This is a genomic window from Streptomyces sp. A18 (assembly GCF_059026065.1).
Genome location: NZ_JBWLKL010000008.1, coordinates 215,413 through 229,253 on the forward strand (window position 1 = coordinate 215,413; position 13,841 = coordinate 229,253).

Consider the following 13,841-nt stretch of genomic DNA (forward strand, 5'->3'; position numbering starts at 1 on the left):
CCATGTCGTGCGAGGGCATACGCCCCGTACCGCTAGGTCGTGATCGTGCGATGCAGCGTGTCGCCCAGGAACGGCAGCTGCAGCCAGGGATTCGGCTGCGCCATCAGCGCGAGCAGCACGATGACGACGCCGAGGGCGCCGTACGTGACCATGTCCGTGAAGCGCGAACGCACCGCGAGCATGCCGACGCCGGGCAGCGCCCAGCGCATGACGGCGCCCGCGATCAGCGCGACGCCGATCAGTATCGTGCCGACGCGGAACACGTCGAAGGCCGTGAGCACGAGGCCGAGCCCCACCGTCGAGAGCACGCTGAGCAGCGGCCACTGCCGGGCGGGCGCGGGGGCGCCGCCGGGCGCGGCCCGGCCGCCGCCCTCGGGGCGCGCGGTGTCCCGGGTCAGGAGCGGGAAGCGCCGCGTGGTCTTCTTCGGCCCGTCGGGACCCGGGCCGCTGACGGCACCCTTGGCCTCGCCGTTCTCCAGGGCCTCGGCGTCCGTCACGTCGGCCGGCGATGCCCCTTGATCGGGTTCTGTGCTCATGGGCTCACCCTTCCCGGTTCAGCTCGCGGCGGCGGACGCGGCGCGCTCGGCGGCCTCGACCACGTTGACGAGCAGCTGGGCCCGCGTCATCGGGCCGACGCCGCCCGGGTTGGGCGAGATCCACCCGGCGACCTCACTGACGCCCGGGTGCACATCGCCGACGATCTTGCCGGACTCGTCGCGCGAGACGCCGACGTCCAGGATCGCGGCGCCCGGCTTCACGTCCTCGGGCTTGATCAGGTGCGGGACGCCCGCGGCGGCCACGATGATGTCGGCCTTCTGCAGGTGGAAGGCGAGGTCGCGGGTGCCGGTGTGGCACTGCGTGACCGTCGCGTTCTCCGAGCGGCGGGTGAGCAGGAGCGGCATGGAGCGGCCGATGGTGACACCGCGGCCGACGACCACGACCTCGGCGCCGTTGATCTCCACGCCGTGCTTGCGGAGCAGCGTGATCACGCCGTTCGGGGTGCAGGGCAGCGGCGCGGGCTCGTTCAGGACGAGGCGGCCGAGGTTCATCGGGTGCAGGCCGTCGGCGTCCTTGTCCGGGTCCATCAGCTCCAGGACGCGGTTCTCGTCGATGCCCTTGGGCAGCGGGAGCTGCACGATGTAGCCGGTGCAGGCCGGGTCGTCGTTGAGCTCGCGGACGACGGACTCGATCTCTTCCTGCGTCGCGGTGGCGGGCAGCTCGCGCTGGATGGAGGCGATGCCGACCTGCGCACAGTCACGGTGCTTCCCGGCCACGTACTTCTGGCTGCCCGGGTCGTCACCGACCAGAACAGTCCCGAGGCCGGGGGTGAAACCCCTCTCCTTCAGGGCCGCCACGCGGGCGGTCAGTTCGGACTTGATCGCGGCTGCGGTGGCCTTGCCATCGAGAATCTGGGCGGTCATGACTCCATCTTCCCGGATGAGGCCCGCCCGGTACCAATCAGGGCGTCGCCGCGGCCCGGCTGTGTCCCGAGACCTGACCAGCTCTGTTGCACTTGCACAACACCTTCGGCAGCCGACTGGACAGAACGGTGTCCCATTGAGAACCATGACCGGGCAATGCCGCGGGCAGTGTCGGGGGGCAAACCGCTCAGCAGCACGTATTCCTCCGCTCGAACCGCGTCGTCCCCGCATTGAACAACGGAGGAATTCCGCCATGAGCTTTGGCGACCCCAACAACCCGTACGGCCAGCAGCCTCAGGGCCAGCCCGGCTACGGCCAGCCGCAGCAGCCCCCGCAGGGCCAGCCCGGCTACGGCTACCCGCAGCAGGCCCCGCAGGGCGTCCCGCAGCAGGGTTACGGCTACCCGCAGCAGCCCGCCCAGCCGTACGGCGCGTACCCGCAGACCCCCGGCGGCGGCTACGGCCACCCGGGCGGCGCGGGCCCCTTCGTCGCTTCCATGGGCCGCCGCTTCGGTGCCCGCGTGATCGATGGTGTGGCCTTCGGCATCATCTACACCGTCCTGGCCGTCGTCGGAGTGGCCGGTGCCGTCGGCGCCGCCCAGGACTGTGACCCGGGCTCCGTGGACTACAACAGCTGCATGGATGACGCGGGTTCGAGCATGATGGGCTCCATCGGCGCCGTGTTCGGTGCCCTCGCGGTCGTGGGTCTGCTCTACGAGTGGCTGATGACGGCCATGGTCGGCGGCACCCTCGGCAAGCTCGCCGTCGGCATCCGCGTCATCGACGCCCAGACCGGCCAGAAGCCCGGCATCGGCGCCGCGTTCATCCGCTACATCATCCCGATGGTCGGCTCGCTCGCCTGCGGCATCGGTTCGCTCCTGGTCTACCTGTCCCCGTTCTGGGACAAGACGGGCAACCAGCAGGGCTGGCACGACAAGGCCGCCAAGACCATGGTGGTCCAGCGCTCCAACAACTAGCCCGCCGGCTCCACCCGCTGTACCAGCCAAGGCCGCGCATCCCCCTTCCGAGGGGGCGCGGCCTTTGGCATGTCCCCCCTACTCTGGTGCCATCGGTGCGTTAGGGGGAACGGACCTTGTACAGCATCATCGTCGTGCCGCCACGGGAAATCGTCGTGCCGCCACGGGAAGCGGAGCCGGCCTCCCGCGAGGCCCAACTCCGCCTCGCCCCCGGCGAAAGGCTCACCTTCGGCAGATCGGCCGAGGCCAACGGCCTGCCCATCGACCACGAGGGCGTCTCGCGCGCGGCGGGCGAGATCACCGCGCACGGCGCCTTCTGGATACTGAGCAACCTCAGCACGCACCAGACGTACGTGGTGGAGAACCCCGAGGGCGCCGGCGAGCACATCAAGGTCGGCCCCGGCCGCCTCGACGCGCCCGTCCCCTTCGAGTTCTCCCGGATCGTGCTGCCCGCGTCGGGCGAGCTCCTGCACCTGGAGGTGTGGGCTCCGCGCCACGACTACATGTGCGACCGGGACCGGGCGGGGCTGGACGGCGCGACGACCCGTCCCGCCTTCTCCGTCGACCGGACCAAGCGGTACTTCGCCGTGCTGGCAGCCCTGTGCGAACCGCGCCTGCGCGGCGCCCCGCACGCCCCGCTGCCCACCGTCGACCAGGTCGTGGACCGCCTCGGTCCCGGCTGGCCCTCGGCGAACCGCGCCGCCGTGCAGTGGAACATCGACTACCTGGCGGTCAAGCTCCGCCTCAAACCGGGGCCCGACACGGCGGATTCGGGCCGGCGCCTCAACGGCAAGAAGGAGTCGTTGGTCTCCCTCGCGCTGCGTTTCGACCTCGTGCGCGAGGACGATCTCGCGGTGCTCCTGCCTCCCGGCGGCGGCGCCGGGAGCAAGGGCATGCGCCGATGAGTGGCGGTGCGTACGCCGTCGAGGTACCCAAGGGCTACCGCGTCGGACCCTGGACGGTCCAGCAACCGCTGGCGAGCGGCGCCTTCGGGAGTGTCTACGCGGCACGCCGGGCCGTGCCCACCGAAGGGCTGCCGCGCACCGTCGCGCTGAAGTTCCTGCCCACCGGCCTTCGCACCCCGCGTCAGCTGAACCATCTGCGCGAACTGGCCGAGCGCGAGGTCGAGTTGCTGCGCAAGCTGCGCTCCCCGCGCCTCATCCGGATGTACGACACCCTGACCGTCGACGACCCGGAGCACCCCGCTCTCGACGGCGCCACCGTCCTCGTACTGGAGAAGGCGGAGGGCTCGCTCGCGGGGCTCCTGGAGAAGCCGCGGCTCCCGGTGAACGGGCCCGTGCTGCTCGCCGAGGTGTGCGCGGGGCTGTACCAACTGCATCGGGCGGGGTGGGTGCACGGTGACCTCAAGCCCGCCAACGTCCTGCTGATGCAGGACGGTTCGGCCCGCCTCGCCGACTTCAGCATGGCCGCCGAGATGGAGGGCACCCACGCGTACACGCCCGCCTTCTCCACGCCCGACTACACCCCGCCCGAACTCCTCTGGTCCGAGATCGGCGAACGCGGGCAGCAGATCCGGCAGACCGCGGACATCTGGGCCTTCGGCGTCCTGGCCCACCTTGTGCTCACCGGCACCCACCCGATGCCCGGCGGCACTCCGTCGGTCCGCAGGGACGCCGCCGTGCGGTACGCGCGCGGCCTCGACGAGCTGCGCCTGTCGCCCGAACTCCCGGCGGAATGGCGGGAGATCGTCGCCGACTGTCTCGCCCGTACGCATGCGGCGCGGGCCGCGCACGACGCGGAGGCGCTGCTGCGGAGGGCCGAGCGGGCGGCCGGGGTCGCGTCCGTGCGGCGGCTTCCGCGGTGGTTCCGGGTGCGCAGGCCGGGGCGGCCCGTGCTGATCGGGGCGGGCGCCGTGGTGGTCGCCATGGGGCTCACGGTGGGGCTTGTGGAGATGCTGCGGGACGACCCCGTCACGTACGGCTATCACCGCTGTCCGAAGCTCTCCGTCTGCTTCTTCAGCGAGCGCTACGGCAACGGGGAGATGTGCTCGTGGGAGACCGACGACCGCGACTGGCTCGCGCGGGACGCCCGCGGCTGCCCCTGGACGCGCACCAAGAAGGTGCATTCGATCTTCAACAACGGCGACGCCGCCTCCCCGCTCCATGACGTCGCGTACTACGTGGGACGCGACTGGCGATACCGGTGGAAGGACCTCTACCGGGACGAGCACGATCCGGTGGGCTGCACGTCCGTCGGGCGGCAGGGGAATCTGACGGGCACGTACATCGTGCTCTCCCACCGCTGGGTCGAGGAGTGCGGCGCCGACCCTCAGAACTCATAGGTACCGCCCCGGAGTTCGCGCCCCCATGGTGGTCACGTGCCACCAAGGGGGGAGGCACAGCAGGGGGGAAGCACCACATGAAGCGCACGCTCACGCTGGCGTGCACGGCCGCGGTGGCCGCATCGATGATCGCCGCGGCCGGGTGCGCGGGGCCGTCCACGGGGGCCGCCGGGGACACGGCACCGGTCGGGAAGCGGGCCGCGGGGCCGCGCATCGACCTGCCGCTCGCTCTGCCGCTCACGCTCTGCATGGCAGCGCGCGGCCACGACCACACCGACCCGGGCTATGCCGCCCGGCTGTCCCGCGAGGCCCGTGTCCGGCACTCCCACGCCCTGGCCACCTGTGAAGCAGCGGTGGCCGCGCCCTCGGGGGAAGGGCGCGGCCACCGCTGGGAACAGGATCCGCTCAGTGGAAGAAGTGCCGCGTACCCGTGAAGTACATCGTCACGCCCGCCTTCTTCGCGGCCTCGACGACCAGCTCGTCACGGACCGAACCACCCGGCTGCACCACGGCCTTGACGCCCGCGGCGGTCAGGATCTCCAGGCCGTCGGGGAACGGGAAGAACGCGTCCGACGCGGCGTACGCGCCGTGCGCGCGCTCCTCGCCCGCCCGCTCGACGGCGAGCTTCGCGGAGTCGACGCGGTTGACCTGACCCATGCCGACGCCGACCGATGCGCCGTCCTTGGCGAGCAGGATCGCGTTGGACTTCACCGCGCGGGACGCCTTCCAGGCGAAGGCCAGCTCGGCCAGCTCGCCCGGGTTCAGGGCATCGCCCGTCGCGAGCGTCCAGTTGGCGGGGTTGTCGCCGTCGGCCTGGAGGCGGTCGGTGACCTGGAGGAGGGCGCCACCGTCGATCTGCTTGACCTCGACCGCGTTGGACGGGGCCTGGTGGGCGCGCAGGACGCGGATGTTCTTCTTCTTGGTGAGGGCTTCGAGCGCGCCGTCCTCGTACTCGGGCGCGACGATGACCTCGGTGAAGATGTCGGCGACCTGCTCCGCCATCTCCTTGGAGACCGGGCGGTTGACGGCGATCACGCCGCCGAACGCGGAGAGCGGGTCGCAGGCGTGCGCCTTGCGGTGCGCCTCGGCGACGTTCGCGCCGATCGCGATGCCGCAGGGGTTGGCGTGCTTGATGATCGCGACGCAGGGGTCGTCGTGGTCGTACGCGGCACGGCGCGCGGCGTCCGTGTCCGTGTAGTTGTTGTACGACATCTCCTTGCCGTGCAGCTGCTCGGCCTCGGCGAGGCCGCCATTGCCGTCGACGTAGAGGGCGGCGCCCTGGTGCGGGTTCTCTCCGTAGCGCAGGACGTTCTTGCGGGCGTACGCGCTGCCGATGAACTCGGGGTGGTCCGTGCCGTCCGAGGCGTAGTCGTCCGCGAACCACGAGGCGACCGCGAGGTCGTACTCGGCGGTGTGGCGGAACGCTTCGGCGGCCAGGCGCTTGCGCGCGGTCAGGTCGAAGCCGCCGTCACGGACGGCGGCGAGCACGTCCGCATACCGGGCCGGGCTCGTGATGACCGACACCGAGGGGTGGTTCTTGGCGGCGGCGCGGACCATCGAGGGGCCGCCGATGTCGATCTGCTCGACGCACTCGTCGGGCGTCGCGCCCGAGGCGACGGTCGCCTTGAAGGGGTAGAGGTTCACGACGACGAGCTGGAACGGCTCGATGCCGAGGTCGGCGAGCTGGCGCTGGTGGTCCGCCAGGCGCAGGTCGGCGAGGATCCCGGCGTGCACGCGGGGGTGCAGCGTCTTGACCCGGCCGTCCAGGCACTCGGGGAAGCCGGTCAGCTCCTCGACCTTGGTGACGGGCACCCCGGTGGCGGCGATCTTCGCGGCGGTCGAACCGGTCGAGACGAGCTCGACGCCGGCCTCGTGCAGCCCGCGCGCGAGCTCCTCGAGCCCGGTCTTGTCATAGACGCTGATGAGCGCGCGCTTGATCGGGCGCTGCGAACCGTGCGTACCTTCGGCGGTCACGGGATAAGTACCTTTCGTCCCTCAATGCGGTAGCCGTTGCGGGCCAGACGCCCCACGACATCGACGAGCAGCCTTCGCTCGACTTCCTTGATGCGCTCGTGCAGAGCGCTCTCGTCGTCCTCATCCCCGACCGGGACCACGCCCTGGGCGATGATCGGGCCGGTGTCGACGCCGTCGTCGACGAAGTGGACGGTGCATCCCGTGACCTTCGCGCCGTACGCGAGCGCGTCGCGCACACCGTGGGCCCCCGGGAAACTGGGCAGCAGGGCGGGGTGCGTATTGACGAACCTGCCGCCGAACCGTGCGAGGAATTCCTTCCCCACGATCTTCATGAACCCGGCCGACACGACCAGATCGGGGCTGTACGAGGCGGTCGCCTCGGCCAGCGCCGCGTCCCACTCGTCGCGGGTCGCGTGGTCCTTCACGCGGCAGACGAAGGTGGGGATCCCGGCGCTCTCGGCGCGCTCGAGCCCGACGATGCCATCGCGGTCTGCGCCGACCGCGACGATCTCGGCGCCGTATCCCGCCGCCCCATCCGTCGCGATCTTGTCGAGCAGAGCCTGCAGATTCGTGCCTGATCCGGAGACCAGCACGACGAGGCGCTTGGCCACAGGGCTCTTGGCCACAGCGGGGCCCTTTCTCGGGAGGTGCGTCTTTGTAGGGTCGTACAAAGGCTTCGCACCCCGCGATACGGGGAACTCTACGAAGCGGCCGACCGTCAGCAACGATACCGGCACACGGTGCGGCCCCTCACGGGACGGGGGCGCGGCCGGAAGGTAGCGTCTGCACCGAGACGTCACATGACGTCACGCCGCCCAGAAGCCCGCTCGATCACGTTCCAGTAGCTCGCTCGACCAAGGGGAAGACGCACACCTGATGCCGGACCGTAGCCTCCGCCTCCCGCTGTCCTTCGCGTTCGAGTTGACGCACGCAGGGGAGCGCGGCTCGACGCTGCTGCGCGACGGCCGCCCGTCGTCCCCGCCGCAGGACTCCCAGGACGGGGGTGGCTCCAGCGGTTCTTCCGGCTCGGGCGACTCCGGGAAGAAGTCCGGGAAGAAGAAGGACGACAATCCCTTCGCGCCACCGCCGGAGGGCGCCCCCGACCAGCCGTGGCGGCCCCGCCCCGGCAACGGCGGCGACCGCCCGGACTCGGACGGCCAGGGGCATTCCCCTTGGGGCAGCCAGTGGAGCGACCGGCAGCCCGGCCGCGCCCAGGGCGGCGGCTTCGGCGAGCGCCCCGGCCAGCAGGGCGGCGGGCAGGGCCCCGACGGCTCCTCCGGATCCGGCGGCGGCCTGCGCTGGGACCCGACCGACCCGGCCCAGCGCCGCGCCCGGTACGCCCTGCTCTCCGGCATGTGGGCCTTCTTCTTCGCTCTCTTCGGCTGGCGGTACGTGGCGCTGCTCCTGGGCGCGCTCGCGCTGAACTGGGGCATCAGCTCGCTGCGGGCGAAGCCGAAGCAGCCGGATCCGACGGCTGCCCCGCAGCAGCAGGCGGCCGAACCCGCGAGCACGAAGCCGCAGACCACGGCGGCGATCAGCGGCCTGGTGACGGCGTCGCTCGCGCTGGCGATGGTGGCGGCGACGTTCGCCGCACAGCTGGTGTACCGCGACTACTACACGTGCGTGAACGACGCGCTCACGAGCCAGTCGAAGCAGGAGTGCAGCGATCTCCTGCCGGGTCCGTTGCGCCCGCTGCTCGGCGAGCGCGACTGATTCTGGCCGGGGGCCTTGAGCGGCGTTCCTCCTGCGCTGCCGGGTCGGCTTTGCCTGATCGGCACTTCGCGGCGGGCTTTCCCCACCCACCTGATTGCCCCGGGTGCTCGGGTGGGTGGCGGCGGGAGGATCCGCCGCGGAACGGCGGCGCAGGTCATCCCGGGCCCCCTTACGCCCCCGGTGGTCTCTCCTCCCTGGTCGCGTCCCGCAGCGCTGCCCAGCGGGCCTCTCGGGACGCCTCGTCGTGCCAGTCGCCGGGCTCCCCGACCGGGGCCCGCGGCAGGAAGTCGTACGGTTCGAACTGATCCGGGGGCGACGGCACCGGGGCCGACGGCACCGCAGGGGGCGTGCTGTCTCGGCGGCGCGGGACCCGCAGCCGCAGCCGCGGAACGCGGGGCCTGGGCAGCCGGGCCCACGTCCAGCGCGGCGTCGCCCGGCGGGTCCGCAGGCGCCAGGCCCGCACCAGCAGAGCCCCCGGCACCCCCACCACCGCCATCCACCCCAGCGCCGCAGGCCCCGCCTGCCACCACACAGGACCGAAGTCGGCGAGGGCGGCCACCCCCATCGGGCCGCCCGCCAGCGCCGCGAGCCCCGCCAGAGCCACCCCGCACAGCACCGCCGCCACTCCGGCCACCAGCGCCGTCCGTCCCCGTGACCACGCCTCGTCCCGCTCCCCGTGGGCAGGCGCAGCCGCCCCCGCCGTGAACCACGCGACCGCCATGCCTCCGGCCAACGGCACCGCTCCCGCCGCCCACGTCCACGGCGACCCGGGCCCCTCCGCCGGGACCGCCGCGAGCAGCGGGAACGCGGGCAGCATCGGGCCCGCACCCACCCCGAGCGGCCCCGCCACGCTCCCGGTGCCCAGCGCGAAGCCGGGGCCGAGGCCGTACGCCGCGCCCCACACCGCCGCGTTCGGCACCAGGGCCACGGCGAGGATCAGTACCGCCAAGCGGCCCGACCACACGTCCGTGACCTGCGCGAACGACGCCCTCGCCAGGCCGCCGTGCAGCGCGAGGGAGACCGCGACGAGCAGCGCTCCCCCGCCGACGAGCACCAGCGTGCCCGCCGCCCCGGCCCGCGTGACGGCGCGGATGTATCGACGTACGAAGAAGGGACGTACCCCCGTCGGCAGCGCGCGCAGGCCGCCCCGCACCACGCCCGGCAGCGGCCCCCGAGGCCGCCCGAGCGCCGTCCAGACCCCCACCGCGGCGGCGCCCGCCACGACGACCGACAGGTGCACCGCCGCGCTCGGCCAGGAAGGCCGCAGCTCGCCCCCGGCCGCGTACAGCATCGCGGCGGCGCCGACCAGGAGATAGCCGCCGACCACCCCGCACCACGCGGTCCGCGGCGCCATCGCCCGCCCCTGCGGATCCGCCGCGTCCCGCGCCGCCCGGTGCGCGAGCCAGCCCGGAAGGGCCATCAGGAGCAGGGGCGTGACACCGACCGGCGCCGGCGCCCCGGAGAGCGTGTCCGTCCTGATCAGTTCCGCGCCGTGGGCGATCAGCCAGACGGCCGCCGCGACATGCAGCGCCCCGTCGGGCCCGCTGTCCGGATAGGGCGAGCTGATCCAGAGGACCATCACGAGGACCGCACACGAACCCAGCCCGAGGCCAGCCGCGACAGCCCCTCCGAACAGGCACGTCGCCAGTCCGGGTGAGCGCCCGCGGGCCCGCTCGATCAGCGGTTTCAGGGGCGGCAACGGAGAGCTGCGGTCGGTGATTTGAGTCACGCCGCCATGCTCCCAACGACACGCGCTTTATCCCTGTAACAGGCGAATACCCGATGTGTCGCTCAAGATACGTTTATGTACTTTTTCGTACGACGGATGAGCCGCGCCCGGCTGCCCGCCGCACGAAGGCCCACGGCCCACGGCGCGGAGAGTCCGACATGACCCAGAGCCCTGCCAACCCGCTGCCGTCCCCCAAGGAACGCCGGCGCCTACGCGAGGCGAAGTCCCTGAGCCAGGCCGAGATCGCCGCGAAGGTGGGCGTCACCCGGGACACGGTCCGCTCCTGGGAGTCGGGCCGCTCGACGCCACGCGGCCGTCGGCGCCAGATCTACACGAAACTCCTTGCCGAGATCGCGAACGAGCAGGCCGTGGCGGGCAAGCGCGCCGCACGGCGACCCAGCTGGGCCCGGCAGACGGACCCGGTCCTCGACGTCGACGACACCAAGGGCGAGAAGTCCCCCGCCCGCATCCCGGTGGGCGCCGCCATGAACAGCCACGCCCCACCGCCCCAGCCGCTGGTCCCGAGAACCCCGGCGACGGCCACCGTCGCCGTCCGGGCCGAACCGGAAGAAGCCGCGCCGCCCAGGGGCACGACGCCCGCCGAAGCCTTCGACACGCTCTGCGCCACCTGCGCCCCCGGCCTCGTACGCCAGACCTACCTGCTCACCGGCCGCCGCACCCTCGCCCAGGAATCCGTGGAGCGCGCCTTCCAGCTCGCCTGGCAGCGCTGGCCCGAGGTCGCCGTCGACCGTGACCCGGCGGGCTGGGTGCGCGCGGCGGCGTACGAGTACGCCATGTCCCCCTGGCACCGCCTCCGCCCCACCCAGCGGCAGCCGGACGCCCCGCCCGCCCTGGCGGCGGACCGCGCGTTCCTCGCCGTGCTGATGAGCCTGCCGCCCGCGCAGCGCCGCACTCTCCTGCTCTACGACGGCGTCGGGCTCGACCTGCCCGAGACCGCGGCCGAGACCGAGGCGAGCACGCCCGCGGCGGCCAACCGTCTCCTCAACGCACGCGAGGCCATCGCCTCGAAGCTGCCCGATCAGGCGGCGACGCCCGACGCCCTGCACCAGCGCCTCGGCGAACTCTGCTCCGCGGAGAAACTGCGGCCACCGAACGCGGGCCGGGTACGCACCGGGAGCGAGGACCGCGCCCGCTTCTGGACCCGCGCGGCGATCGCCCTCACGGCGTTGATCATCGGCGCCACGGCGCTGACCCTGCGCACGGCCCCGACGCACTACGAACCGCCGCAGTCCCCGGGCAAGGCCATCAGCGGCGTACCGCCACGGATGGGCCCCGGCCCGCTGACGCACACGGACCAGGCCCTCCACAAGAAGCTCCGCGAGGCCTTGTCGAGCGGCCCGGAACGGCTGACACCCGAGGCCCGTTAGGGGCGCGGGGAACTGCGCGACCAGCCACAGCGGGTCCGCAGACGAACGAAAAGCGGGCCCGCACCTCGGGGAGGTGCGGGCCCGCTTCGAGCACTGCTAGCCCGCGAGAATGGCTCGCGCAAGCTTGGCCGTCTCCGTCGGCGTCTTGCCGACCTTGACGCCCGCGGCCTCAAGGGCCTCCTTCTTGGCGGCAGCCGTGCCGGAGGAGCCGGAGACGATGGCGCCGGCGTGGCCCATGGTCTTGCCCTCGGGCGCGGTGAAGCCGGCGACGTAGCCGACGACCGGCTTCGTCACGTTGGCCTTGATGTAGTCCGCCGCACGCTCCTCGGCGTCGCCGCCGATCTCACCGATCATGACGATCAGGTCGGTGTCGGGGTCGGCCTCGAACGCCTCGAGGGCGTCGATGTGCGTCGTACCGATGACCGGGTCGCCACCGATGCCGACGGCCGACGAGAAGCCGATGTCACGGAGCTCGTACATCATCTGGTACGTCAGCGTGCCGGACTTCGAGACCAGGCCGATGCGGCCCGGCTTCGTGATGTCGCCCGGGATGATGCCGGCGTTCGACTGGCCCGGGGTGATGAGACCGGGGCAGTTCGGGCCGATGATGCGGGTCTTGTTGCCCTTCGACTTCGCGTACGCCCAGAAGGCGGCGGAGTCGTGGACGGCGATGCCCTCGGTGATGACGACCGCGAGGGGGATCTCGGCGTCGATCGCCTCGACGACGGCGGCCTTGGAGAAGGCCGGCGGCACGAAGAGGACGGACACGTTGGCGCCCGTGGCCTCCATGGCCTCCTTGACCGAGCCGAAGACCGGTACCTCGGTGCCGTCGAAGTCGACCTTCGTGCCCGCCTTGCGCGGGTTCACGCCGCCGACGATGTTCGTGCCGTCACCCAGCATGAGCTTGGTGTGCTTCATGCCCGTGGCACCGGTCATGCCCTGGACGATGACCTTGCTGTCCTTGTTGAGGAAGATAGCCATGGCTGTTCTGTCCCTCGTCCCTTACTTCGCGGCCGCGAGCTCGGCGGCCTTGTCGGCCGCGCCGTCCATGGTGTCCACGCGCTGGACCAGCGGGTGGTTGGCGTCGCTCAGGATCTTGCGACCCAGCTCCGCGTTGTTGCCGTCGAGACGCACGACCAGCGGCTTGGTGACTTCCTCGCCCTTGGTCTTGAGCAGCTCGAGCGCCTGGACGATGCCGTTGGCGACCTCGTCGCACGCGGTGATGCCACCGAAGACGTTGACGAAGACGGACTTGACGTCCGGGTCGCCGAGGATGATCTCCAGGCCGTTCGCCATGACCTCGGCCGAAGCGCCGCCGCCGATGTCGAGGAAGTTGGCCGGCTTGACGTTGTCGTGCGCCTCACCGGCGTACGCGACGACGTCAAGGGTGCTCATGACGAGACCCGCGCCGTTGCCGATGATGCCGACCTCGCCGTCGAGCTTCACGTAGTTGAGGTTCTTGGCCTTGGCTGCAGCCTCGAGCGGGTTGGCTGCGTCCTTGTCCTCGAGCGCCTCGTGGTCGGCCTGGCGGAAGTCGGCGTTCTCGTCGAGCGAGACCTTGCCGTCCAGGGCCAGGATGCGGCCGTCCTTGGTCTTCACCAGCGGGTTGACCTCGACGAGGAGCGCGTCCTCGGCGACGAAGGTGTCCCACAGGGTCACCATGGCCTCGGCGACACCCTCGGCCACCTCGGCCGGGAACTTCGCCTGGGCCACGATCTCGCGGGCCTTCTCGATGTCCACGCCTTCGACGGCGTTGACCGGGACCTTCGCGAGGGCCTCGGGGGTCTTCTCCGCGACCTCCTCGATGTCCATGCCGCCCTGCACCGACGCCATGGCGAGGAAGGTGCGGTTGGTGCGGTCGAGGAGGTACGAGACGTAGTACTCCGCCTCGATCTCGGGAGACAGTTCGGCGATCATCACCTTGTGGACCGTGTGGCCCTTGATGTCCATCCCGAGGATGTCCGTCGCGCGAGCGACGGCCTCGTCCGGGGTGTCGGCCAGCTTCACGCCGCCGGCCTTGCCGCGGCCACCGACCTTCACCTGTGCCTTGACGACCGACTTGCCGCCCAGCTTCTCGGTGGCCTCGCGCGCCGCCTCAGGCGTGTCGATGACTTCACCGGCCAGCACCGGTACACCGTGCTTGGCGAAGAGGTCCCTCGCCTGGTACTCGAACAGGTCCACGCGCGTCCGTCCCTTTTCCGTGATCTCGCTGCGATCTCGCTGCTTTGTGGTCAGCTGTCTGCGTGGGCGTGCCGCGGAGGGCAACGTGACTGCGCTGTCACAAGGGAGGCGTAGGACGGAGTCCGATACGCGGCATGTCCGTCTCGCAGGTTATCGC

13 protein-coding genes are annotated in these 13,841 nt (G+C 71.7%); 6 read left to right on the plus strand and 7 right to left on the minus strand.

The genetic code is table 11. The features are described 5' to 3' along the window. Positions 1–32: 32 nt before the first annotated feature. Positions 33–536, minus strand: a complete 504-nt coding sequence (locus tag AC5P1C_RS16270) for a DUF3017 domain-containing protein (protein WP_493866534.1) — start codon at positions 534–536, stop codon at positions 33–35. A gap of 18 nt (positions 537–554) precedes the next feature. Next, positions 555–1,421 (minus strand): bifunctional methylenetetrahydrofolate dehydrogenase/methenyltetrahydrofolate cyclohydrolase, encoded by an 867-nt coding sequence (locus AC5P1C_RS16275; protein WP_493866535.1) that lies wholly within the window; start codon positions 1,419–1,421, stop codon positions 555–557. Positions 1,422–1,674: 253 nt separating this feature from the next. Between AC5P1C_RS16275 and AC5P1C_RS16280 the strand changes: the two genes are divergently transcribed. From AC5P1C_RS16280 to AC5P1C_RS16295, 4 genes are all read left to right on the plus strand, one after another. Then, positions 1,675–2,397: an RDD family protein gene (locus AC5P1C_RS16280; protein ID WP_493866536.1), complete on the plus strand. Its 723-nt coding sequence runs from the start codon at positions 1,675–1,677 to the stop codon at positions 2,395–2,397. A 116-nt stretch (positions 2,398–2,513) separates the two neighbouring features. Continuing rightward, positions 2,514–3,302 carry an FHA domain-containing protein gene (locus AC5P1C_RS16285; RefSeq protein WP_493866537.1) on the plus strand — a complete coding sequence of 263 codons (789 nt, stop codon included), beginning with the start codon at positions 2,514–2,516 and terminating at the stop codon, positions 3,300–3,302. After that, positions 3,299–4,699 carry a serine/threonine-protein kinase gene (locus tag AC5P1C_RS16290; protein ID WP_493866538.1) on the plus strand — a complete coding sequence of 467 codons (1,401 nt, stop codon included), beginning with the start codon at positions 3,299–3,301 and terminating at the stop codon, positions 4,697–4,699. The genes AC5P1C_RS16285 and AC5P1C_RS16290 overlap by 4 nt, the downstream gene beginning before the upstream one ends. Positions 4,700–4,776: 77 nt before the next feature. Next, the gene (locus AC5P1C_RS16295; RefSeq protein ID WP_493866539.1) at positions 4,777–5,133 is read left to right on the plus strand and encodes a hypothetical protein; all 357 of its coding nucleotides are present in this window, start codon (positions 4,777–4,779) and stop codon (positions 5,131–5,133) included. On the opposite strand, the gene purH is transcribed toward AC5P1C_RS16295, so the two are convergent. Both purH and purN read right to left on the minus strand, forming a co-directional pair. Beyond that, complete coding sequence (gene purH / locus AC5P1C_RS16300; RefSeq protein WP_493866540.1) at positions 5,105–6,673, minus strand: bifunctional phosphoribosylaminoimidazolecarboxamide formyltransferase/IMP cyclohydrolase; 1,569 nt, start codon at positions 6,671–6,673, stop codon at positions 5,105–5,107. The two genes, AC5P1C_RS16295 and purH, sit on opposite strands and share 29 nt — an antisense overlap. Then, entirely contained in the window at positions 6,670–7,299 is a 630-nt protein-coding gene (gene purN, locus AC5P1C_RS16305) for a phosphoribosylglycinamide formyltransferase (RefSeq protein WP_493866541.1), read from the minus strand. Before purN ends, purH begins: the two co-directional genes overlap by 4 nt. Before the next feature lie 250 nt (positions 7,300–7,549). On the opposite strand from purN, the gene AC5P1C_RS16310 reads away from it, so the two are divergent. After that, on the plus strand, positions 7,550–8,386 hold the full coding sequence (locus tag AC5P1C_RS16310; protein WP_493866542.1) for a hypothetical protein: 837 nt from the start codon (positions 7,550–7,552) through the stop codon (positions 8,384–8,386). A gap of 169 nt (positions 8,387–8,555) precedes the next feature. Here the strand turns inward: AC5P1C_RS16310 and AC5P1C_RS16315 are convergent, their stop codons facing one another. Next, on the minus strand, positions 8,556–10,115 hold the full coding sequence (locus AC5P1C_RS16315) for a cell division protein PerM (protein ID WP_493866543.1): 1,560 nt from the start codon (positions 10,113–10,115) through the stop codon (positions 8,556–8,558). A gap of 158 nt (positions 10,116–10,273) precedes the next feature. Here AC5P1C_RS16315 and AC5P1C_RS16320 point away from each other — a divergent pair, with 158 nt between their 5' ends. After that, entirely contained in the window at positions 10,274–11,503 is a 1,230-nt protein-coding gene (locus AC5P1C_RS16320) for a sigma factor-like helix-turn-helix DNA-binding protein (RefSeq protein ID WP_493866544.1), read from the plus strand. A 96-nt stretch (positions 11,504–11,599) separates the two neighbouring features. Here AC5P1C_RS16320 and sucD read toward each other — a convergent pair whose 3' ends face one another. Both sucD and sucC read right to left on the minus strand, forming a co-directional pair. Beyond that, entirely contained in the window at positions 11,600–12,484 is an 885-nt protein-coding gene (gene sucD / locus AC5P1C_RS16325) for a succinate--CoA ligase subunit alpha (protein WP_160506736.1), read from the minus strand. 21 nt (positions 12,485–12,505) lie between these two features. Continuing rightward, a complete protein-coding gene (sucC, locus tag AC5P1C_RS16330) occupies positions 12,506–13,684 on the minus strand; it encodes an ADP-forming succinate--CoA ligase subunit beta (protein ID WP_493866545.1) in 1,179 nt (392 codons plus the stop codon). Positions 13,685–13,841 lie beyond the last annotated feature (157 nt).